This is a genomic window from Streptomyces sp. 17_S59 (genome assembly GCF_056930295.1).
This window is the reverse complement of record NZ_JBXOWD010000001.1, coordinates 4,161,909-4,181,176: the sequence shown is the minus strand read 5'-3', so window position 1 is coordinate 4,181,176 and position 19,268 is coordinate 4,161,909. Positions and strand designations below refer to the sequence as shown.

The following is a 19,268-nucleotide window of genomic DNA, read 5'->3' as shown; positions in this document are numbered from 1 at the left end:
CGGCCGTCACTTGCGGTGCTGCCCGTCGCCCTGGGGCGAAGAGCCGTCCGTGGTCGGTTCGTCGGTCGGCTGCCACGGCTGGCCGGGGAGCATGTCCTTGTCGTTGCCGTCGCCGTTGTCGTCCTTGCTGTGCTTGGACATTGGATGCCTCCATCGTCGTGTGGCTGGCAAAGGATGACCGCTGATGTGGTCGGCCTTCAGCATCGCGAAGCGAACCCCAGCGGCGATCCGCACTTGCGCGCATTTGCTCCGCAACCTGGTCGGAGTGCCAAGCCACAGAGCCGGGCATAGAAGTTCGTGCAAGTTGCTGGAACCGCTCACGCAGGGAACGCATGCTCGTCCATGCGAACGTCACTCCACGACAGGAGACACGACATGGCGCTGCACAAGCTGGGCAAGGACCCCGAAAGCTCCGACGGGAAGTCGCCCACTGTGTACTACGACGACCAGACGGACAACTATGTGCTCCAAGGGTGGCGGGTCCTGGACACAGAACGGTTGTCGCAGATGGACATCCCCGACCACGAAACCGTGATCGAGTTCCCCCGACGGATGATGCAGTTCTTCCCGGAGGTGAGCGGTGGCAGCACCGACGCTTGAGGAACTTCTGGGCCAGTGTGAACGGTCCGCCCTCCACCTGGAGATGCGCGACGGCTACATGCGCGACGACCCGATGTTCGTAGCGTGGCAGAAGGGGCACCGGGCAGATCAGTCCGACCAGGACTCGTGGTGGAACCCTTGGCTGAGCCTCATGCACCAGATCACGAACCGTGGCGTGGAGGTGCGCCGAGCGCGCGTCGTCAGCGAACCGGTTTCCGACTACGTACAGTTCGAATACGACGTGACGTTCCGCAACGTCGCAGCGGGTGAACAGGTCCGCTGGCTCCCCCGCCGCCGCGCCACCGAACTCGCTCTTCCCGGCAATGACTTCTGGCTGCTCGACGGCACCACGGTGATGGTCCATCACTTCGGCGGGGACGGCCAGTTCATCGACGACGAGGTCGTCACGGAACCAGCAGTGGCCAAACTCTGCGCATCGGCTTTCGAAGCCGTGTGGGAACGAGCAGTGCCCCACGAGGAGTACCGGCCCTCCTGATCGCCGCATGCCCTCGTCGTCCAGCGTTCAGCAAGCCCAGCAAGCCCTGGGTCAGCGCCTGCGCGAGATCCGGAAGGACTCCGGTTTGACCGCTCGGGCGCTGGCCGCGCTGGCGGGATGGCACGAGTCGAAGTGCTCGCGCCTCGAACACGGCCGCACCACGCCCTCTGATGCCGACATCAGGGTTTGGACGCTGCACTGCGGTGCACAAGATCAGACAGCGGATCTCATCGCCACCGCCCACAACATCGACGGCATGTACGTGGAATGGCGGCGTGTGGAACAGGCCGGGCTGAAGCGCGTACAAGAGGCCGTGCTGCCGCTGTTCGAGCGCACCCGCCGCTTTCGCATGTACCAGTCGTGGGTGGTCCCCGGGTTGTTCCAGACCCCGGCGTACACCACAGCCGTGCTGAACACCGTCGTAAGCCTCCGGCAGAGCGCTGATGATGTTGCCGAGGCAGTGGCGGTCCGCATGGAACGGCAACGCATCCTGAGATCAGGTGATCACTGCTTCGCTGCGCTCGTGGAGGAGTGGGTGTTGCGCACCGTGATCGGGGACACGGACGTCATGGCCGGCCAGCTGGGGCACTTGATCTCGGTGGCTTCCTTGCCGTCCGTAAGCCTGGGGATCATCCCCATGGGCACCCCACGCGGCTCCGGTTGGCCCGTCGAGTCGTTCACCATGTACGACGACACTCAGGTGAACGTCGAGCTGGTCTCCGCGCACCTGACTGTCACCCAGCCGCGCGAGATCCGTGATTACACCACGACGTTCAATGCGCTGGCCGCCATCGCTGTGTACGGATCGGCTGCGAGATCCCGGATCACAGCAGCCATCGACGCTCTCGACTGATCCGACGCAAGTCGGTGCAAGCTCGTTGAGGGCTCCACGGCCGCGTTCCTACTGTAGTGGCATGCCTCACTTCTACTGCCGGGCAACGAAGGAGCCCATGCCGGGCGTGGTGACGATCAGGCCCTCCTCGCGAAGCGCGGCGGTCGCCTTGCGAACCGTCACCCGCGCCACACCGAATTCCTGCTCCAGACGCCCCTCGGAGATCAGGTGATGCGGCGGGTAGTCGCCACTCGCAATGCGCTGCCGGATGACATCGGCGATCTGCGTCCACTTGGGACGAGTGGGGTCAAATTCCATCACACTCAGGAGTGTATGTATTCGCACGCAGTCGAACATAGCGGCCTCAGGCGGTAGTTGGCTATAGACAGGCCTCTACCGCTTTCCTAGCCTGATCCCACAGCAGACCCCCGCGACCGCGCGACCGGTCCGGGGGCATGGCCGCCAGCCTCGAAGGAGCTGATGACATGCCAGAGCCTATCCGCCGACTTCTCGACCGGTTGAAGGCGCTGTTCATTCCCCCCACCGCACCCGCTCAACCAGCGCCAGACCCCCACCCCTCCCCCAAGTTCCCCCCATACATCGACGACAGACCCGCCACCCCCGGCCAGCCCTACGTCTGGGTATCGGCCCACGGCATCAACCTCATCCCCCGCCGGCCCCAACCGAGCCCCGCCCCGGGCGCATTCGTCGTCGACACCCACCTCGGCAAGGTCGGCCAGGTCATGGGCCACGTAGGCCCACGCCTCCAGCTGCGCCCGCCCTCCGGCGGCCGGGAGTGGGAAGCAGAACCGTACGCCGTGCGCCCCGCCACCGATGCCGAGCGGCTCAGCGCCAAGGTTCACGCGGTCAATTCGCACAGCAGGTGGGGGAAGTGATCCCCCGCATCGACATCGGCACAGTCGCCGTGGACACCGTCACCAACGGGCTCGGCGCCGTGGTCGAAATCGGGAACGGGCTCGTCCGGCTGGAGCACCCCAACAGCTACAGCTGGCAGGCCTACACCTCGAATCTGCGGCCGCCCACCGCCGCAGAACAGCGCCGGTTCGAGGCCGCCCAGCGCAGATGGCAGCGGACATAGCCCGACCGCCCCTGGGTGGGGGCCTGTGAGCGGCCCCCACCCAGGCCTCGGACGACCGGTCTCACGCCCACGGATCGGTGAACGACCGTCCGGGGACCGGCTTGGCGATGAGGGCGACGGAAATGAAGAAGTTGACCTGCCCAATGGCAATCATCAAGGTGGCGAGCGCCTTGTCGTCGTAGTGCTCGGACACCTGGGCATACAGCTCGTCGGACACCCGCTCGCCGTGTGCGGACGGCTGGAGCACGGCCTCCACCAGAGCCAGCGCGGCACGCTCGGCGCCGGTGAAGTACGGCGCGTCCTGCCAGGACGCCACCGCAGTGATCCGCTCCTCCGACTCCCCGGCCTTGCGCAGGAAGCCCGTGTGCAGGACGGTCAGGTAGGTGTTGCCGACGATCTGGCCGGCGCGCAGCTGGACCAGGCTGATCGTGGTCCGCGGTACCGAGCCGTTGCCGGTGGCCTTGAACAGCGCCGCCGACACCTCCGCCAGCTCGGGGACCAGCTCCACAGGGTCCTGGGACATCCGCGGCCGCATCGGTACCTCCGCAGTGATCGAACGTGCTTCCATCGTCGTCTTCCCTTCGGCTTCACGTTGCTGTCACTGCTCTGACGGATCACAGCGGAGGAATGTGACCGGCGGGCAAACTTCGCGACGGTTCTTCTGCGGCAGCGCCGAGAGGCGCCAAACGTTCGGAGGGCCAAGCTCGACCTCTCCCACAAGCACGTACGTGAACCGATGCACAACACACGCGAGTTACGGGCTCACGCCGTCACATGCCCCGAGACAACGCACGTTAGTGGGAAGCCGGCCAAGTCGCGTGTGCGGCACCTCGATCAGGCGCTAATGTCATCCGCGGCGCAGACCTCGTGCGCCCCCTCTCACGAGGACACCACCTTCCGGACGCTCGTCCCAGGGCGCCCGGCATGGGCGTCCTCCGGAGCACCCACCGGACATGGGTGCAACCGTGGAGAGGGGGCGCCCATGGCTGGGCGTCACCGGAAGAAGCCGCTTCTTGAACGCCTTATCGCGGTCATCCGCGAGTTCGGGAGGTGGTTGATCGGCCGGTGACCTGCCAGTCCTCCGACATGGTGAGGACTGACAGGTAGGCCGTTCTTTCGGTCCGACCCTCGTTGCGGAGTGTCCGCTCCGCAGCGGGGGTCACCTGTCGCACCGGGTGGGACACCCGGCCGTACGCGCATCAAGCTAGCACCAGCGGCGTGCAGTATCGACCCGGCGTCCGGAGTCTTTCCCACTACCAGGCGAACGCCTCCGGCGACTCCCCCGGCCCCGGGAAGATCTCGTCCAGTTGCGTCAGCAGCTCCTGCGACAGCTCCAGTTCGAGCGCCCGCAGCGCGGACTTGAGCTGATCGAGCGTGCGCGGGCCGACGATCGGGCCCGTGATGCCGGGGCGGGTCAGGAGCCAGGCCAGGGCCACCTCGCCGGGGGCCAGGCCGTGCTTGTCCAGCAGGTCCTCGTACGCCTGGATCTGCTCGCGCACCTTGCTGTTCGCCAGCGCCTCCGCCGAGCGGCCGGCTGCGGCGCGGGCGCTGCCGCCCTCCTTCTCCTTGCGGATGACGCCACCCAGCAGGCCGCCGTGCAGCGGCGACCAGGGGATGATGCCCAGCCCGTACGCCTGGGCAGCCGGGATGACCTCCATCTCGGCGCGGCGCTCGGCCAGGTTGTACAGGCACTGCTCGCTCACCAGGCCCAGCGTGCCGCGCCGCCGCGCCGCCTCGTTGGCCTGGGCGATGTGCCAGCCGGCGTGGTTGGAGGAGCCCGCGTAGACGATCTTGCCCTGCTGGACGAGGACGTCGATGGCCTGCCAGATCTCGTCCCATGGAGTGGCCCGGTCGACGTGGTGGAACTGGTAGAGGTCGATGTGGTCGGTGCCCAGCCGGCGCAGACTGCCCTCGACGGCGCGCCGGATGTTCACGGCGGACAGGCGATCGTGGTTGGGCCAGAAGGCCCCGTCCGGGCCCATGTTGCCGAACACCTTCGTCGCGATGACGACCTTCTCGCGCCGACCGCCGCCCTTCCCCAGCCAGCTGCCGATGATCTCCTCGGTGCGGCCCTTGTCGTCGCCCCAGCCGTAGACGTTGGCGGTGTCGAAGAAGTTCAGGCCCGCGTCCAGTGCGGCGTCCATGATGGTGTGACTGTCGGCTTCATCGGTCTGCGGACCGAAGTTCATCGTGCCGAGGACGAGTCGGCTGACCTTGAGTCCGGTGCGTCCGAGCTGCGTGTACTCCATGGCGACCTAGCCAACGCCTTCGAGCGCGCTCGAGGCAAGGGTGACCCGCGGGCACAGCTGTGCGGGTGCGTACCCGGGGGACCCGCCCGGACATTTGCCGTGGAATCGCTTTCTAGAAGAGGCTTTTACTTTTGGTGCACCAAGGGGCGGCCGTCACTGCTGGCAGCATCACTCACAAGCCAAACAGATCAAGCCAACAGAACACCGATGGGAACCGACCATGTCCCCCAAGCAGCTGCGCGGTGAGGCCACCGTCGACCGCCTCCTGACCGCCGCGCTGGAGGTGTACGCCACGTCCGGCCAGTCGGGGTTCACGGTCAACGCGGTCACCTCCGCCAGCGGTGTCAGCCTCGGCAGCCTCTACCACCACTTCGGCAACTTCGACGGTCTCGCCGCGGCCCTGTACACCCGCTGCCTTGAGCAGCTGTTCGACGAGATGATCGACGCCCTGACCCGCGCCCGGACCGCCCGCACCGGCATCCGCGCACTCGTCAGGGCCTATCTGCGCTTCACCGAGGAGCACCGGGACGCAGCCCTGTTCCTCCACGGCTCCGCCTACTCCGGCTACCTCACCGCTCACTCCGACCGCATCCGCGCCGCGAAGGCCGCCAAGCTGGCGGCGATCGCGGACTGGCTGCGGCCGAGGATCGAGGCGGGCGAGATCGCGCCGCTGTCCGCGCCGCTGATCGAGGTGCTGGTCATGGGCCCGATCGCCGAGACCGCGCACCGCTGGCTGTCCAGTACGTACGACATGGACCTCGCCCAGGCCGCGCGCATCCTGCCGGACCGGATCTGGCGGTCCCTCCAGCCGGACTAGGGCGACCCCTGGCGCCCCTGCTTCAGACGCCGTCCACCTCGGCCACCGTGAACGGCTGCGGCGTTCCCTCACCCATCGGGCCGCCCTTGTCGAACTGGGAGCGGACGACGAGCATCCGGCCGCCGCTGTGAACCACCGTGGTCGGGATCTGGAGCGCCGGGTCGGTGATGCTGCGCTCCATACGGGCGGACCCGCCGTCGTCGCCGACCTTCCACCGGCTGACGGTGTTGGTCACGTTGTGGACGACCCAGAGGGTGTTGCCGCGCATTTCGAGACCGTCACCGTGCAATGCGTCCCCGCCGTGCAGGGCGACTTGGCGTACCGCGCCCGACGCCAGGTCGACGCGGTAGAGGGTGCCCGCGGTCATGTCGACGGTGAGCAGGTACCGGCCGGAGGGGTCGGCCACGATGCCGTTGAGCGAGATGCGGCCGGCCGGGGCCGGGGAGAGCACAGGGGTCAGGTCGTAGGCCGTGGTCAGCTCGGCGCGTCCGCCGTGCGCGGCGGCCCGCGCCAGCTGCCCGGGGGTGACGCGGTAGAGAACACTCCGGTAGCTGTCGGTCAGATAGGCGCTGCCGTCCCGGGCGATCGCCAGGTCGTTGACGAACGACTTGGCGCTTCCCGTCACGTCGAAGCGCGCGATGAGCTTGCGGGTGTGCAGGTCGTAGACGGTGACGCCGGCGGTCGAGTCGATGACCCACAGCCGGCCGGCCCGGTCGACCTTCAGGCCGTTCGCGGTGGTGCGCCCGTCTGTGCTGGACGGCAGGAAGACCCGGGCGGCACGGTGCCCGGGCGTCGCCTTGTAGACGGCACCGGTCGTGTACGAGCCGACGTAGATGTCGCCGGTGCGCGGGTCGGCGGCGATGCCTTCCGGGTAGGCGCGGTCGCCGGGCAGGTCGTACGCGGTGGAGACGTGGGCGCTGGGCTCGTGCCGGGCGGCGGTGTGCGCGGCCGGTGACGTGTCCGCGGGCCGGGCGCTCGCGGTGGCGGCCGGCGGTACGACGACGGCCGTCAGGGCCAGGGCGGCCGAGGCCAGTACGCGGCGGGCGGTCGCTTGGATCATGGGTGGGTGCCTCCCCCTTCACGGTGCCTGCGGGTGTACCCCCAGGCAATCGAATGAGTGCGAACTCAGATTAGAACTCTAATGACCATCAAGCCCCTAATCAACGCATGGGCACTAACAGCTGGGTGGGGTCTTCCCTGCTATACGGCCGTTACGATGCGGAGATGACGTCCATGCCCGTGTCCGAGCGTCTCGGTTCCTCCATCAAGCGCGCCGAGCAGGCCCTGAACGGTGCCAAGAACGCGGCGCTGAAGCCGGCCGGCCTGACGGTCCCGCAGTACGCGGCCCTGCTGCACAGCTCCGAGCGACCCGGCATCTCGGCTGCCGCGCTGGCGCGGGCGTGCGGAGTGACGCCGCCCACGATGAACACGGTGCTGAAGAACCTCCTGGAGCGCGGCCTCATCGAGCGCACGCCGCACGAATGGCACAAGAACGTCCTGGAGATCCGGCTCACCGACGAGGGCCGCGCCGTCCTGGAGACGGCCGACTCGCAGGCGGTGCGGGTGGAGCGGGCGCTGGCCGCCGAGTTCACCGACGAGGAAAGGGCGGCGCTGGTCGGCCTGCTCGGCCGGTGCGCCACCCTGCTCGATTCCCTGCGGCCTGCCTGAGGCACTCAGCCCGTGCGCGTGCCTGTGAGCTGGTAATTGTTGCCGGCTACCTGCATGGTGATGTTGTACGACGGCGAACCGTTCGTACCGCCGGTGAACTTCCCGCTCAGCGCGTAGATCGCGGACGTCTTGGCGCCGCTGCCGGGCGTAGTGTCGGTGACTATGGTCCCGGGGTTGTAGCCGGTTTCCCGGATTGTGCCGTCCTCCTCGATCCAGGCGTTCATCGGGCCGATCGTCTCGTTGATCGTGCTGGCCACGCCCGTGAACGCCGGTGTCCAGTTCACGGCGGTGAAATTTATGGTGATCTTCCCGGCATTGTCCTCGCCGGGCCCGGTCGGGTCGCTCACCTTCGTCACCGTGACGTAGCACTCGGGCTTCACACAATTCGCTCCGTTCACAGTCCCGTTGTAGTCCCCGTTGATGTTGAGCGACGGCGGAGCCGCGGGAGCGGCCGGCTGCTGCTCGGTGCCGGGCTGTTGCGGGGCGGTGGGGGCGGACGGGGGCGGCGCCGGCTTCGAGGTGAAGTGGTTGTAGGCCCAGTAACCGCCTATCGCCACACCGGCGATGATCACGAGACCCACGAGCACCCTGCCGAGGCGCGAGGCGCCCACGAGTTCGGCTCCGGCGCCCGCGGCCGCGTCACCGCCCGCGAGCGCTTCTTCGCCCGCGGCCAGAGGCGCGACCGGCGGCGGCTCGGGGGGCACGGGGACGCCGCCGGCCGGGGGAGGCTCGGGGGCCGCGCCGATGCCGCCGGGCACCTCGGCGGCCTCCGGGGCGGGAAAACCTCCTGTGGGAACGTCCTGCCCCACGCCTCCGCCGGGCTTCCGTACGAACCCTTTGACGGGAGGTTCCACCGGAACGTCGGGGGCCACGTCGGCGCCGCCAGGTGCCGGTGCGGCCTGCTGGCCGGGAGGAGCGGCGCTGTCGACCATGTTTCTCCATGTCTGGCGGAACATGTCTTTCCCGGCCTCGAGCTGCCGGAGCATCGAGCGGCATGCCTCCGGCCCCCGCGACAGCACTCCCCGCGCCTCTTCGATCCTCTGCTGGACGGACTCGATGCTCTCCCGGAGATGCTCGATCCAGAACCTTGTCTCCTCCGGGGCTGCACCGTGGGGGCCGCCCTCCGTGAGGGCCCGCTCCTTCGTCGCCAGGATCGTTCGTTTGGCATCCAGCTCAAGCTCCCACAGCCTGATCTTCTCCTGCACCTTTTCCATCTGCATGAGGTCGTCGAATGCCTGCCAGTGGCTCATGACAACTCCTCGCCTCCGGCAGCAGGCCCGCTCTCGGCGGGCAGGGGCACGTGGCGCAGACCGATGCCGTCGTAGCAGTGCCAGCCGCTCGCGAAGTCCCATATCCACGCCTCTTCGCCGCACAGGACGAGACCGGCGCGGAACGCCTGGGCGCGGAAGGAATCGGGGTCGATCAGCCCGGCTTCCAGATCCTCGAGCAGCCGTGAACAGGTCGACAGGGCGGCCTGCAGCTGCGCTGTCAGCTCCTCGGCATCGTCCGGAGGGGGCGTGGAGCCGGCGGGCTCGGTGCCCGGGACCCCTGTCGGCTTCGTATCGGGCTTCGAATCGGGCTTCATGGTGCTCGGCCCTTCTCGGGGGATCCCCCTGGTCTCAGCCTTGCACCATGGGCCCGCCCGATCAAAGGGCCTGGTCAGCGACGCTGTGCAAAACTCCCCCGCTCTGCTGTGCAGCGCGCCGTGCCGCCCACAGCGCCCCGAAGGCACGGCGTGCGACATCGGGCGCGGCATGGCTGTGGCGGGGCAGCTCCACGGCCGCCACCCCTCGGTACCCGATGTCGTCCAAGGCGCGCAGGGTCCCGGGGAGATCGAGTTCGCCCTCGCCGAATTCGAGGTGCTCATGCACATCGGGGCGCATGTCGTCGAGCTGGACGTTCACCAGCAGACCGGCCGCCTTGCGGATGCAGGCCGCGGCGTCGACCGGTTCGACGGCGACGCAGTGCCCCACGTCCAGCGTGATCCCGAACAGATCGGGAGCGCCGAGTTCGTCGCGGAGTGTCAGGGCCTCGTCGAGGTGCTGGACGAACATGCCGGGTTCAGGCTCGAGCCCCAGGGACATGCCGTGGCGATCGGCCTCTTCGAGAACGGCGGACACGCCCGCTTTCATGCGTGCCCATGCCGTGCCGGGGGGCACGTGGGCCGGCCTGATTCCGGACCAGTAGGAGACGCAGTCGGCGTCGAGTTCGGCCGCGATGCGTACCGCGCGGGCCAGGAAGTCGACACGGACCTGCGGATCGTCACTCACCAGGGTGGGGTGGTGCTTGCGGAGCGGATCGAGCAGGTAGCGGGCGCCCGTCTCGACCACACAGCGCAGACCGAGCGTGGACAGGGTGCGGGCCGTGTCCTCGGCCCGGGCGAGGGCGTCGGGCGCGAAGGGGTCGAGGTGGGCGTGGTCGAGGGTGAGGGCGACGGCCGTGTATCCGAGATCGGCGATGACGCGCAGGGCGTCGTCGAGCCGGTGATTGGCGAATCCGTTGGTCCCGTAGCCGAACTCGAAGGCAGCCGGTGTCTGCGTGGCCATCGTCCCGTGGCCCCCCTTGGTCCGTGTGGTCATCCGAGCGCTCCTCCTCGTGCCGACGCCGGTCTCAGGCCGGCCCGCCCCAGCGGCGACCGCTGCCGTTCGCGGGCACCTCATGGGCCACGAAGTCGGGCTCGGTCCCGCGTCGGACGACTGTGACGCTCTCTCCCGCCGCCAGGCGGACGGCACAGCTGCCGGGCCCGGTGATCTTCACATCGGCCCTGCGGCTTCGTCCGTCCTTCTCGATGCGGATGTCGGCCGCCCCGTCCACGCCATGACGGAGCGTCAGAGTCCGGGCGGCATCGCTCCGTACGCGGACCCAGTCGGTGCGCCCCTGGGACCGGGCCGCGTCCACGACGAACGCGCCGGGTGCCCGCAGGCCGGCCACCGAGGCGTCGCGCCAGTCGGCCGGGAGGGCCGGGAAGACGTCGACCACGTCGGACTCACCGGCTACGAGGAGATCGAGCAGGGCCTGCCCCGCGGCGGACGGAACCGTGAGATCGGTGGCGGAGCCGTCCCAGTACGCCGTGTTGGACAGCAGTTCGCCCCTGCCCACCGGCTCTCCCTCCAGCAGGCAGTGGAGGAACGAGAGCGCCTGGTCCCCGGTGCGCACAGCCGCGGCCAGGGACGCGCCCACCGCGTAGGAGCGCCCGTCCCACTCCTGGCGCATGCCCGCCCAGTGCTCGAAGCTGCGACGCATGAGGTCACGGTCGCCCGGGCGGCTCCAGCTCTTCTCGTACAGGGGGTGGATCCACAGCAGGTGCCCGGCTCCGGCGTGCGAGCGGGACAGCCGGACGCCGGAGCCGATGCGCACTCCACTGTCGTCCTGGTGATAGGCCACCAGTCGGCTGGCGATCTCCTGCCAACGGGCCAGCCCGGGCTCGTGGATCCGCAGGCGGCGCGTGGAGTCGAGGAGGGTGGTGACGGCCCACCGCAGCAGGGACAGGTCGTGCGTCGAGTCGGTGACGTCCGCGTAGCCGGGCGAATGCGTGGCGGGAAGGTGGAGACTTCCCCCGGCTCCTTCGACGAGGAAACCGGAATAGAAGTCGACGGCACGCCGCAGCAGGGGGTGGAGCAGGTCACGCAGGATCCGCTCGTTCCCGGTGTGCCGGTACGCGTCCCAGATCTCCGGGGCGCCCCAGGCGGGCAGCAGGTTCCACGACGGTCCGGCCTTCGATCCGACGCCCGGGAAGGCCGTGGTGAGGGGCGCCTTGTCGGGCGACCAGCCCTGCCCGCCCAGGGCCGCCGCCACCCCGCCGATGTCGGTGTGACCGGACCGGTTGAGCAGCATCGGTGCGCTGTGGACGGGCTCCGCCCCGGGGTCGAGGAGCGAGGCGGCGGCGTAGAGCTGGGCCCAGTAGAAGCGCTGCAGCGTCTTGTCCGGTACGGAGAGGTGGCTGCGGCTGTAGTAGTCGTGCCACCAGGAGCGGTGCTGTGTGACGGCCCGGTCGGGGTCCGTGGCCAGGGCACGCCGGGCGTCACCGCCGGGGAGCGAGGCGACGACCGTCGTGCGGCCACCGGTGCGCTGCTGGGCGAGCACCGCCCGCCCGCCTTCCCCGTCGCGGGCCGTGACGGAGAAGGCGGGTTCGCGTCGGCCTTCGACCGCGGAGGACACGAGGAGTGCCCCGCTGCCGTGCGGGACCAAAGCGCGCAGCGTCAGCGTGCCCGCCGACGTGGTGAGCCTGCCGGTGAGTTCGGCATTCCAGAGGTCGAGCTGGAACTCCGCGCCGGTGAGCGCACCGGCCGGCGCCAGGTCGAGCTGGACGGATGCGGCGTCCCGCAGGCGGCCGGGGCGGGCGAGGCGGAACCTCAGCGCCTTGCCGTCCTGCGGGAGGAAGACCTGGACGGCAAGCGAGCCGTCGCCCAGGAAGGGCGCGCTGCGCTCCTCGCCGGGCGCCTGCGACCACACCATCCGGGCGTCGTACAGGGAACTCTCGTGCAGGCTCCCGGCCGATCCGGGGGCCGGTGCGGCCCATGCGCTCCGCTCCGCCGACGCCCACGTCGTGCCGGCCGCGGCGAGGCCGGTGCCTGCGGAGGTGCGCAGGAATGTCCTTCTCCCGAATCCGGCTTTCACGAGTGGTGTCCCCCGTCGAAGAATGTCTGTGTATCAACCAAGAGATCGGCGGATCCAGCCGGCCTGCCCGGTGTGCGGCCGGTACGGGGCGCACACCGCAGGGATACACGCCGGGCGGGCAGACGGGCGTGGCGGACCCTGCGCTCTGGCCGGAACCGGCATGCGGGGCAGCACCGGCAGGCGCACCGGATGAGGCTCCATGGCAGGTAGCGGACAGTTGTGTTGCCCTGCCCACGGCCCCTCTTCTTGGCTTGTTCCTGGTCTTGCGCCCTGGAGAGGGCAAGCGACGCGCGCCGCCCCGGCGGCCGTCCGGAGAGAAGAGAGTCGTGTCCTACCTCGGGTTTCCCCGGCTGAACTTCGCCGGCACTTTCCAGGCCGACGTGGCGACCGCCAACAACGCCGCCCCCTACTACGACAACAACGTGTTCGAACCCCGCCATGGGCGGTTGATGAACTTTCCCCAGGACCTCAACGGCCTGTGGAACCCCCGCGGCTCGAACACCATCCGGCTCACCGACATCAAGGTGACCGGCTGCTGCACCCCCGACGGCAAGCTGATCACGGATGCCCGCGCCGACAGCGTGATCGGCGGCCGGCTGGTCGACGACGACCAGCGCACCAACGGCAAGTTCGTCGACCTCGACCCCATGGACCAGACGGTCCCCGAACTCCGCGGCTTCCGGCCCCGGTTGCTGGACTCGGCCGGGCACCAGGTGCTGCGCGGCGACTACCTCCCCGCAGCCGTCGAGGACCTGTGGATGCGCTCCCTGACCTCCCCGGTCGGGATGCCCGACCCGTCGGGCACCTACCAGTCCGTACTGTCCGGCCTGGAATGGGCGGACCGCCTCGACTCCCCGCTGCTGCGCGCGCTGCGCGAGCGCACCCAGGACGGGCTTCTCTCGATCAAATTCACCATGGACTCCGTCGACCTGGGCATCGCCGGCTGGTCGGAGACCGTCACGTTCGGACGCATGGTCGGTTCCATCGGTCCGTACTGCTCCGGCGAGCCCAAGCGGTTCGTCGCGGGCCGGCGGCTCCGCCGCATCGGCGACGACGGCCCGCTCAACCACGCCCCCTGCCGCGTGGACGAGGCGACGGGCACGGTCTTCGTCGACCTGGCCAACAGCATCGCCACCACCAAGCCGCGCGGCCCCCTGGCCGACGTCGGGCCGCTGAACCTCGCCGTGCTCGACGACAAGGACAAGGCCACCGTCCTCGCTCCCCTCACCGGCATCGACGAGCACTTCTACGAGCAGGCGGCGGGCATCGCGACCGCGCACCTGTCCAAGGAGCAGCTGGGCCTCGCGGCCGGCCGGCGGCTGGCCCTGGTCGACGGTGCCGCGACGCCCAAGACGCTGCTCAGCGAGAACGCCGACGCGACCTGGATCCACGCCGACGGTGTCGCCCACCGCCTCTACGCCGGCACCGGCAAGGGCGAGTCCGGCTCGACCACCCTCTTCGCCACCCGGTACGGCAAGCCGGCCGCAGGGCTGCGGCTGTCCCTGTCCAAGGCCCAGCCCAAGGACCCGGTATCCGTCCCGGCCGAGGTCGTCACACGTGCCGACGGCAGCGCGACGGTGGCGTTCAGCTGCAGTGACCCGGGCAACCCCCGCAAGAACATCGACGGGTTGGTGGCCCTCGTCTCCTACGGGTCGGCACACCGTCCGGGCGAGCCGGAGGGCCAGCTCCACCTCCGTGTCTTCGACGCCTACAAGCCGCCCAAGCGCCCCACCTGGGTGCGCGACGTACAGCCGATCCTGCAGCAGTACGCCAACCTCTATCCCGTCATGCGCGACATCTGCGACCTCGGGAACTACAACCACGTGCTGCGGCACGCGACGTACATCAAGCGCACCTTGCTGGCCCCGCTCGACTCCCCGAATCACATGCCCGCCAGCAGGGACCTCTCCCCAGGAAAGCGAGACATGATCGTGAGCTGGCTGAACACGAAGCCGGTGCCGCCCGTCCTCGACATCGCCTCGGTCGGTGATCTGCGGGACATCCTGCAGCAGGCGGTCCTGGTGGAGCTGGCCACCATTCCGCCGTACCTGTCCGCGCTGCTGTCCATCAAGCCGGACCGCAACGTCAAGATCGCCGCGCTGATCCGGAGCGTGGTCATCGAGGAGATGCAGCACCTGGCGCAGGTCTGCAACCTGCTCAACGCCGTGGGCGGCAGCCCGCAGATCGGCCGCCCGGGGCTGGTCCCCACCTACCCCAACCGGCTGCCCGGCCCCATCCTGCCCGACCTTCAGGTCCGCCTGCGCAAGTTGTCCCTGGAGCACGTCAAGGACGTGTTCATGGGCATCGAGCAGCCGCAGCACCCCGTCGTGGCGGGCAAGCCGTTCAAGGGAGCCGTCATCAGCCCCAAGAGCGTCCAGCTCGACGGAGCGGGCAAGGTGCTCTCCGCGGACGGCTCCGCCATGCGCACCCTGGAGAACTGGTTCACCGCCGCCGAGTACCAGCCGATGACCATCGGGTGGCTGTACAACCAGATAGCCCGGGCCGTCGTCAAGCTCGACAAGGGCGGGAAGCTGTTCACCGGCGACCCGCGCAAGCAGGTCGCCTGGCCCGACGCCCCCAAGACGCTCTACCAGGTCACGGACAAGCGATCCGCGCTCCTGGCCATCTACCAGATCGTCGAGCAGGGCGAGGGAAGCCCGCACGACCTCAACGGCGACAACATCGGCGACCCCGAGGAACTCGGCCACTACTACCGGTTCGAAGAGATCGTCAAGGGCCGGCAGCTCATCAGGAACAGCAGCGGGCAGTGGGTCTACGAGGGGCCGGAGATCCCCTTCGACCCGGACGGCGTCTACCCGGTGGTCGACGACGCCGACACCTACAAGCTCCCGGTGGACTCCGCGGAGCGGCGTGAATCCCAGCGCTGCGACGAGTCCTACACCAACCTCCTCAAGGCCCTCCACCGGGTCTTCAACGGCAACCCCAAGGAACTCGACAACGCCGTCGGCCTGATGTTCCAGTTCCAGGTGCAGGCCAAGCGGCTGCTCGACGTGCCTTCGTCGAAGGACGCCTCGACCGTCCTCGGTCCCGCGTTCCAGTCCCCCGGCTTCTGACCGGGCCCGGCAGGGCCCCTGCTGGCCGGAAGCTGCCACCCCCCGGCGGCGGGCACGAGCGCCCGCGGCACGGGGGGCGCAGTAAACGGCCAAGGCCGTAGGGCGTTCCGCTGCTCACGTTCCATGATCGGGGCACACGGACCAACCACTTCTGGGGGAAAGAGCGCATGCGGCCAGGCAATCGCATCGGGGTGTGGCTCGTCGGCGGCCGGGGTTCGGTGGCGACGACGGTGGTGGCGGGCGCGGCCGCGATCGGCGCCGGTCTGACACCCCCTCTGGGGTGCGTCAGCGAACTGCCGATGCTGCGGGACCTGCCGCTCCCGGCCTTCACCGACCTCGTCTTCGGCGGCCACGACATCGCGGCCACGCCGCTCCCCGAGCGCGCCGAAGCCCTCGTCGACGCGGGCGTGCTGCCGGACCGGATCCTGCGCCGGGTGAGCGGCGAACTGGCGGCCGCGGACGAGGAGATCCGCCCCGGTGCCGCCGGGGACGCCGTCCCCCAGGCCCGCCAGGCCGAGGCCCTCGTGGCCGACCTCGAGTCCTTCCGCGACAGGCACGGGCTCGAGACGGTGATCGTGGTCAACCTCTCCTCGACCGAACCGGCTCCCGGCGACCACGAGGCGTTCCACACGCTCTCCGGCCTGCGGCAGGCGCTCGAGACGTCCGCCACGGTGCTGCCCTGCAGCTCGCTGTACGCCTACGCGGCCTTCTCCGCCGGTTTCCCCTTCATCGACTTCACCCCGTCCACCGGAGCCCGGTTGCCGGCGCTGCGGCAACTCGCCGACGAGCGCGGTCTGCCGTACACCGGCCGGGACGGCAAGACGGGCGAGACGCTGGTGAAGAGCGCTCTTGCGCCCATGTTCGCCCACCGCGCCCTGCGGGTGCGCTCCTGGTCGGGCACCAACCTCCTGGGCGGCGGAGACGGTGCCGCTCTGGAACAGCCGGCGGCCGCACACAGCAAGACCGTCTCCAAGACGCGGGTCCTGGACGAGATCCTGGGCAGCCACGTCGAGGGGACCGTCCACATCGACAACGTGCCAGCGTTGGGCGAGTGGAAGACGGCCTGGGACCACATCTCCTTCGAGGGCTTCCTGGGCGTCACCATGACGATGCAGTTCACCTGGCAGGGCTGCGATTCGGCACTCGCGGCGCCGCTCGTCCTCGACCTCGTACGGCTGATGGCGGTGGCCCGGGCGGCCGGGGCGACCGGCCCCCAGTCCCAGTTCGGGTTCTTCTTCAAGGACCCCGACGGGTCTGCGGACCCGTCCCTGGACACGCAGTACCGCGCGCTGCTGGCCTGGGCCGAGGCGGTGAGCGCGGAGTGAGGGGAGCCGGACCGGGGGCGCTGATCGAGCTGGTGCGCGCACCGGCCGCATTGACCGTGCCGGGGGACGTGCTCGCCGGCGCCACCGCCGCGGGCCGCCCGCTGGGCCCTGCGTGCGCCACGCTGGCCTCCGCCTCGGTCTGCCTGTACTGGGCCGGAATGGCCCTCAACGACTACGCGGACCGGGAAGTGGACGCCTGGGAGCGCTCGCACCGCCCGGTGCCGTCCGGCCGCGTGCGGCCGCGGACCGCGCTCGCCGTCGCGGTCGCCTGCACGGCCGGGGGGCTGGGGCTGGCCGCCGCGGCCGGCGGACGCCGTTCCCTGACCGCCGCCTCGGCGCTGGCGGCCTCGGTATGGGCCTACGACCTGTGGCTGAAGTCCACTCCCTTCGGACCTGCCGCGATGGCCTCGGCCCGGGCCCTGGACGTGCTGCTCGGCGCCACCGCGCCCGGGCCCGCCGCCTCGGGCACTGCGAAGGCGCTCTTCCCCGTCGCCGCGATGGCGGCGCACACCGCGACGGTCACCTGGCTCAGCCGCAGCGAGGTCACCGGATCGGAGCCGGCCCTGCCCGCCGCGACACTGGCCGCCACAGCAGCAGTCACGACTGCCGTGGGCCTGCCCGCCGCACTCGGCGTGCGCACGGCCCCCCGTTCCGGCAAGGCGGCCGGAGCCGTGACCGCCGCCCTGGCCGGCTGGTACGGCTACCGCTTCGGCTCGGCCCAGGCAGGCGCGGCCCGCCGGCCCGTGCCCGGCAACATCCAGAAGGCCGTGGGCACCGGAATCCATGCCATGGTGCCGCTGCAGGCCGCACTGACCGCCCGGGCGGGTGCACCGGCCGCCGCGCTGGGGCTCGCCACCCTGCTGCCCCTCGCGCGACGGCTCGCCAGGCGGGTGTCCCCCACATGAGCCTCCCCGATCGTCCGGCGGGCGCTCCCGGCCCGCACCCGAACCTGAACGTGCCCACCGCGCAGCAACTGCGCCGTGCTCTCGAGGCCGGCCTGGACACCGCGGGGACCCACTGGCTCCGGACGGCCGAGCACGCCGTGACGACCGACCCCCGCGCGCTCGCCGCACTCTTCCCCGCGGCCGGACGCCAGTGCGGGCGCGGGCCGCTCGGCACGCCACCACCCGGCGCGGACGGCTGGACCGTCGCGGACGCCGTCCGGTCCCTCCTGCTGCTGTCCCTGCCGCTCGACGGTACGGGCGTGTCGGCACAGGCCGCCGCCTGCTATCAATACGGGGACCCCGAAGAGCGCCGCGGCGTCCTGCGCGCCCTGCCGCTGCTGGACATCGGCGCCCTGGGCGTCCCGCTGCTCGAAGACGCGCTGCGCACCAACGACACCCGCCTGATCGAGGCGGCCGTCGGGCCCTACGCCGCGCGTCACCTGGGACAGGAAGCCTGGCGGCACGCCGTCCTCAAGTGCCTCTTCACCGGCGTCCCGCTCCGGCACATGGCCGGTCTGGCACACCGTGCCGACGCGGAACTCGCCCGGATGATCGGCGACTTCGCCGCCGAGCGGCAGGCCGCCGGGCGCCCCGTACCCGCCGAAGCGATCCCGCTCTTGCGGCACGCCTCTCCCGCGTGCACACCCGTACCACCTGGAGCACAGTGAAATGCGGATCTTCGACCCCCACATTCACATGACGTCACGCACCACCAGCGACTACCAGACCATGCACGCCGCCGGAGTGCGCCACGTGGTGGAACCCTCCTTCTGGCTCGGGCAACCGCGCACCTCGGTCGCCAGCTTCGTCGACTACTTCGACACCCTGCTGGGCTGGGAACCCTTCCGGGCTGCGCAGTACGGCATCACCCACCACTGCACCATCGCGCTCAACCCCAAAGAGGCCAACGACCCGCGCTGCACCGGAGTCCTGGACATCCTGCCCCGCTATCTGGCCAAGGACTCCGTCGTCGCCGTCGGAGAGATCGGCTTCGACTCCTGCACCCCCGCGGAGGAGCGGGCCTTCACCCTCCAGCTGGAGCTGGCCGCCGAGCACGGCCTGCCGGCCCTGGTGCACACGCCCCACCGGGACAAGGCAGCCGGCACCGCTCGCTCCCTCGACCTCGTCGAACGGTCCCCGCTCGACGCGCACATGGTCGTGGTCGACCACCTCAACGAGGTCACGGTCGCCCAGGTCGCCGGCACCGGCTGCTGGATGGGCTTCTCCATCTATCCCGACACCAAGATGGACCCCGACCGCATGGTCCGCATCCTGCAGGAGCACGGCACCGACCGGATGCTGGTCAACTCGGCTGCGGACTGGGGCCACAGCGACCCGCTGCTCACCCGCGCCACCGGCGAGGCCATGCTCGAGGCGGGCTTCACGGAGGACGACGTGGACAAGGTGCTTTGGCGCAACCCCCTCGCCTTCTACGGGCAGAGCGGGCGCCTGCGCACCGCGGCCGACCCGGCGCCGGCCCCGGCCGCCGCCCTGCACGAAGGCAACTCCGTCCGGCGCGGCTCCAGCTGACGGGACAGGGGCGAACG

Annotated in this window: 21 protein-coding genes; 12 read left to right on the top strand and 9 right to left on the bottom strand. The window is 70.0% G+C overall.

All coding sequences use genetic code 11. The annotated features are described in order from the left end of the window. Positions 1-6: 6 nt before the first annotated feature. Positions 7-141: a hypothetical protein gene (locus AC1Z4A_RS18920; protein ID WP_483680343.1), complete on the bottom strand. Its 135-nt coding sequence runs from the start codon at positions 139-141 to the stop codon at positions 7-9. A 234-nt stretch (positions 142-375) separates the two neighbouring features. On the opposite strand from AC1Z4A_RS18920, the gene AC1Z4A_RS18915 reads away from it, so the two are divergent. The 3 genes from AC1Z4A_RS18915 to AC1Z4A_RS18905 are packed head-to-tail and all read left to right on the top strand — an operon-like array spanning position 376 to position 1,949. Then, positions 376-600, top strand: coding sequence for a hypothetical protein (locus tag AC1Z4A_RS18915; protein ID WP_483680342.1), 225 nt, complete (start codon positions 376-378; stop codon positions 598-600). A 43-nt stretch (positions 601-643) separates the two neighbouring features. Next, positions 644-1,096 (top strand): DUF6879 family protein, encoded by a 453-nt coding sequence (locus tag AC1Z4A_RS18910; RefSeq protein ID WP_483683640.1) that lies wholly within the window; start codon positions 644-646, stop codon positions 1,094-1,096. Positions 1,097-1,103: 7 nt separating this feature from the next. Continuing rightward, complete coding sequence (locus tag AC1Z4A_RS18905) at positions 1,104-1,949, top strand: DUF5753 domain-containing protein (protein WP_483680341.1); 846 nt, start codon at positions 1,104-1,106, stop codon at positions 1,947-1,949. 72 nt (positions 1,950-2,021) lie between these two features. Here AC1Z4A_RS18905 and AC1Z4A_RS18900 read toward each other — a convergent pair whose 3' ends face one another. Further along, positions 2,022-2,249, bottom strand: coding sequence for a GntR family transcriptional regulator (locus AC1Z4A_RS18900; RefSeq protein WP_483680340.1), 228 nt, complete (start codon positions 2,247-2,249; stop codon positions 2,022-2,024). Between the two features lie 164 nt (positions 2,250-2,413). Between AC1Z4A_RS18900 and AC1Z4A_RS18895 the strand changes: the two genes are divergently transcribed. Together AC1Z4A_RS18895 and AC1Z4A_RS18890 are read left to right on the top strand one after the other, a co-directional pair. Continuing rightward, complete coding sequence (locus AC1Z4A_RS18895) at positions 2,414-2,824, top strand: hypothetical protein (protein ID WP_483683798.1); 411 nt, start codon at positions 2,414-2,416, stop codon at positions 2,822-2,824. Next, on the top strand, positions 2,821-3,027 hold the full coding sequence (locus AC1Z4A_RS18890; protein ID WP_483680339.1) for a hypothetical protein: 207 nt from the start codon (positions 2,821-2,823) through the stop codon (positions 3,025-3,027). Before AC1Z4A_RS18895 ends, AC1Z4A_RS18890 begins: the two co-directional genes overlap by 4 nt. Before the next feature lie 61 nt (positions 3,028-3,088). On the opposite strand, the gene AC1Z4A_RS18885 is transcribed toward AC1Z4A_RS18890, so the two are convergent. Together AC1Z4A_RS18885 and AC1Z4A_RS18880 are read right to left on the bottom strand one after the other, a co-directional pair. Beyond that, complete coding sequence (locus AC1Z4A_RS18885; protein ID WP_483680338.1) at positions 3,089-3,595, bottom strand: carboxymuconolactone decarboxylase family protein; 507 nt, start codon at positions 3,593-3,595, stop codon at positions 3,089-3,091. Positions 3,596-4,280: 685 nt separating this feature from the next. Then, entirely contained in the window at positions 4,281-5,276 is a 996-nt protein-coding gene (locus AC1Z4A_RS18880; RefSeq protein WP_483680337.1) for an aldo/keto reductase, read from the bottom strand. A 220-nt stretch (positions 5,277-5,496) separates the two neighbouring features. Between AC1Z4A_RS18880 and AC1Z4A_RS18875 the strand changes: the two genes are divergently transcribed. Next, a complete protein-coding gene (locus AC1Z4A_RS18875) occupies positions 5,497-6,093 on the top strand; it encodes a TetR/AcrR family transcriptional regulator (protein WP_483680336.1) in 597 nt (198 codons plus the stop codon). Positions 6,094-6,115: 22 nt separating this feature from the next. On the opposite strand, the gene AC1Z4A_RS18870 is transcribed toward AC1Z4A_RS18875, so the two are convergent. Continuing rightward, on the bottom strand, positions 6,116-7,153 hold the full coding sequence (locus AC1Z4A_RS18870; protein ID WP_483680335.1) for an SMP-30/gluconolactonase/LRE family protein: 1,038 nt from the start codon (positions 7,151-7,153) through the stop codon (positions 6,116-6,118). A gap of 164 nt (positions 7,154-7,317) precedes the next feature. Between AC1Z4A_RS18870 and AC1Z4A_RS18865 the strand changes: the two genes are divergently transcribed. Beyond that, the gene (locus AC1Z4A_RS18865; protein WP_483680334.1) at positions 7,318-7,761 is read left to right on the top strand and encodes a MarR family winged helix-turn-helix transcriptional regulator; all 444 of its coding nucleotides are present in this window, start codon (positions 7,318-7,320) and stop codon (positions 7,759-7,761) included. Between the two features lie 5 nt (positions 7,762-7,766). On the opposite strand, the gene AC1Z4A_RS18860 is transcribed toward AC1Z4A_RS18865, so the two are convergent. From AC1Z4A_RS18860 to AC1Z4A_RS18845, 4 genes are all read right to left on the bottom strand, one after another. After that, positions 7,767-9,011, bottom strand: a complete 1,245-nt coding sequence (locus AC1Z4A_RS18860) for a hypothetical protein (protein ID WP_483680333.1) — start codon at positions 9,009-9,011, stop codon at positions 7,767-7,769. Continuing rightward, the gene (locus AC1Z4A_RS18855; protein ID WP_483680332.1) at positions 9,008-9,346 is read right to left on the bottom strand and encodes a hypothetical protein; all 339 of its coding nucleotides are present in this window, start codon (positions 9,344-9,346) and stop codon (positions 9,008-9,010) included. Before AC1Z4A_RS18855 ends, AC1Z4A_RS18860 begins: the two co-directional genes overlap by 4 nt. Positions 9,347-9,407: 61 nt before the next feature. Further along, the gene (locus AC1Z4A_RS18850; protein WP_483680331.1) at positions 9,408-10,340 is read right to left on the bottom strand and encodes a sugar phosphate isomerase/epimerase family protein; all 933 of its coding nucleotides are present in this window, start codon (positions 10,338-10,340) and stop codon (positions 9,408-9,410) included. Positions 10,341-10,371: 31 nt separating this feature from the next. Beyond that, positions 10,372-12,378, bottom strand: a complete 2,007-nt coding sequence (locus AC1Z4A_RS18845) for a glycosyl hydrolase family 95 catalytic domain-containing protein (protein WP_483680330.1) — start codon at positions 12,376-12,378, stop codon at positions 10,372-10,374. Positions 12,379-12,704: 326 nt separating this feature from the next. On the opposite strand from AC1Z4A_RS18845, the gene AC1Z4A_RS18840 reads away from it, so the two are divergent. From AC1Z4A_RS18840 to AC1Z4A_RS18820, 5 genes are all read left to right on the top strand, one after another. Beyond that, the gene (locus AC1Z4A_RS18840) at positions 12,705-15,452 is read left to right on the top strand and encodes a ferritin-like domain-containing protein (RefSeq protein WP_483680329.1); all 2,748 of its coding nucleotides are present in this window, start codon (positions 12,705-12,707) and stop codon (positions 15,450-15,452) included. 167 nt (positions 15,453-15,619) lie between these two features. Beyond that, positions 15,620-16,777, top strand: coding sequence for an inositol-3-phosphate synthase (locus AC1Z4A_RS18835; RefSeq protein WP_483680328.1), 1,158 nt, complete (start codon positions 15,620-15,622; stop codon positions 16,775-16,777). Next, positions 16,774-17,682 carry an SCO3242 family prenyltransferase gene (locus tag AC1Z4A_RS18830; RefSeq protein WP_483680327.1) on the top strand — a complete coding sequence of 303 codons (909 nt, stop codon included), beginning with the start codon at positions 16,774-16,776 and terminating at the stop codon, positions 17,680-17,682. The genes AC1Z4A_RS18835 and AC1Z4A_RS18830 overlap by 4 nt, the downstream gene beginning before the upstream one ends. Beyond that, entirely contained in the window at positions 17,679-18,389 is a 711-nt protein-coding gene (locus AC1Z4A_RS18825) for an EboA domain-containing protein (protein ID WP_483680326.1), read from the top strand. Before AC1Z4A_RS18830 ends, AC1Z4A_RS18825 begins: the two co-directional genes overlap by 4 nt. 1 nt (position 18,390) lies before the next feature. Next, complete coding sequence (locus AC1Z4A_RS18820; protein WP_483680325.1) at positions 18,391-19,251, top strand: TatD family hydrolase; 861 nt, start codon at positions 18,391-18,393, stop codon at positions 19,249-19,251. Positions 19,252-19,268: the final 17 nt, after the last annotated feature.

Coding starts and splice junctions, on each gene's coding strand:
- AC1Z4A_RS18920 (WP_483680343.1), bottom strand. CDS start 141: ATGTCCAAGCACAGCAAGGACGACAACGGCGACGGCAACGACAAGGAC.
- AC1Z4A_RS18915 (WP_483680342.1), top strand. CDS start 376: ATGGCGCTGCACAAGCTGGGCAAGGACCCCGAAAGCTCCGACGGGAAG.
- AC1Z4A_RS18910 (WP_483683640.1), top strand. CDS start 644: ATGCGCGACGGCTACATGCGCGACGACCCGATGTTCGTAGCGTGGCAG.
- AC1Z4A_RS18905 (WP_483680341.1), top strand. CDS start 1,104: ATGCCCTCGTCGTCCAGCGTTCAGCAAGCCCAGCAAGCCCTGGGTCAG.
- AC1Z4A_RS18895 (WP_483683798.1), top strand. CDS start 2,414: ATGCCAGAGCCTATCCGCCGACTTCTCGACCGGTTGAAGGCGCTGTTC.
- AC1Z4A_RS18885 (WP_483680338.1), bottom strand. CDS start 3,595: ATGGAAGCACGTTCGATCACTGCGGAGGTACCGATGCGGCCGCGGATG.
- AC1Z4A_RS18880 (WP_483680337.1), bottom strand. CDS start 5,276: ATGGAGTACACGCAGCTCGGACGCACCGGACTCAAGGTCAGCCGACTC.
- AC1Z4A_RS18875 (WP_483680336.1), top strand. CDS start 5,497: ATGTCCCCCAAGCAGCTGCGCGGTGAGGCCACCGTCGACCGCCTCCTG.
- AC1Z4A_RS18870 (WP_483680335.1), bottom strand. CDS start 7,153: ATGATCCAAGCGACCGCCCGCCGCGTACTGGCCTCGGCCGCCCTGGCC.
- AC1Z4A_RS18865 (WP_483680334.1), top strand. CDS start 7,318: ATGACGTCCATGCCCGTGTCCGAGCGTCTCGGTTCCTCCATCAAGCGC.
- AC1Z4A_RS18860 (WP_483680333.1), bottom strand. CDS start 9,011: ATGAGCCACTGGCAGGCATTCGACGACCTCATGCAGATGGAAAAGGTG.
- AC1Z4A_RS18855 (WP_483680332.1), bottom strand. CDS start 9,346: ATGAAGCCCGATTCGAAGCCCGATACGAAGCCGACAGGGGTCCCGGGC.
- AC1Z4A_RS18850 (WP_483680331.1), bottom strand. CDS start 10,340: ATGACCACACGGACCAAGGGGGGCCACGGGACGATGGCCACGCAGACA.
- AC1Z4A_RS18835 (WP_483680328.1), top strand. CDS start 15,620: ATGCGGCCAGGCAATCGCATCGGGGTGTGGCTCGTCGGCGGCCGGGGT.
- AC1Z4A_RS18825 (WP_483680326.1), top strand. CDS start 17,679: ATGAGCCTCCCCGATCGTCCGGCGGGCGCTCCCGGCCCGCACCCGAAC.
- AC1Z4A_RS18820 (WP_483680325.1), top strand. CDS start 18,391: ATGCGGATCTTCGACCCCCACATTCACATGACGTCACGCACCACCAGC.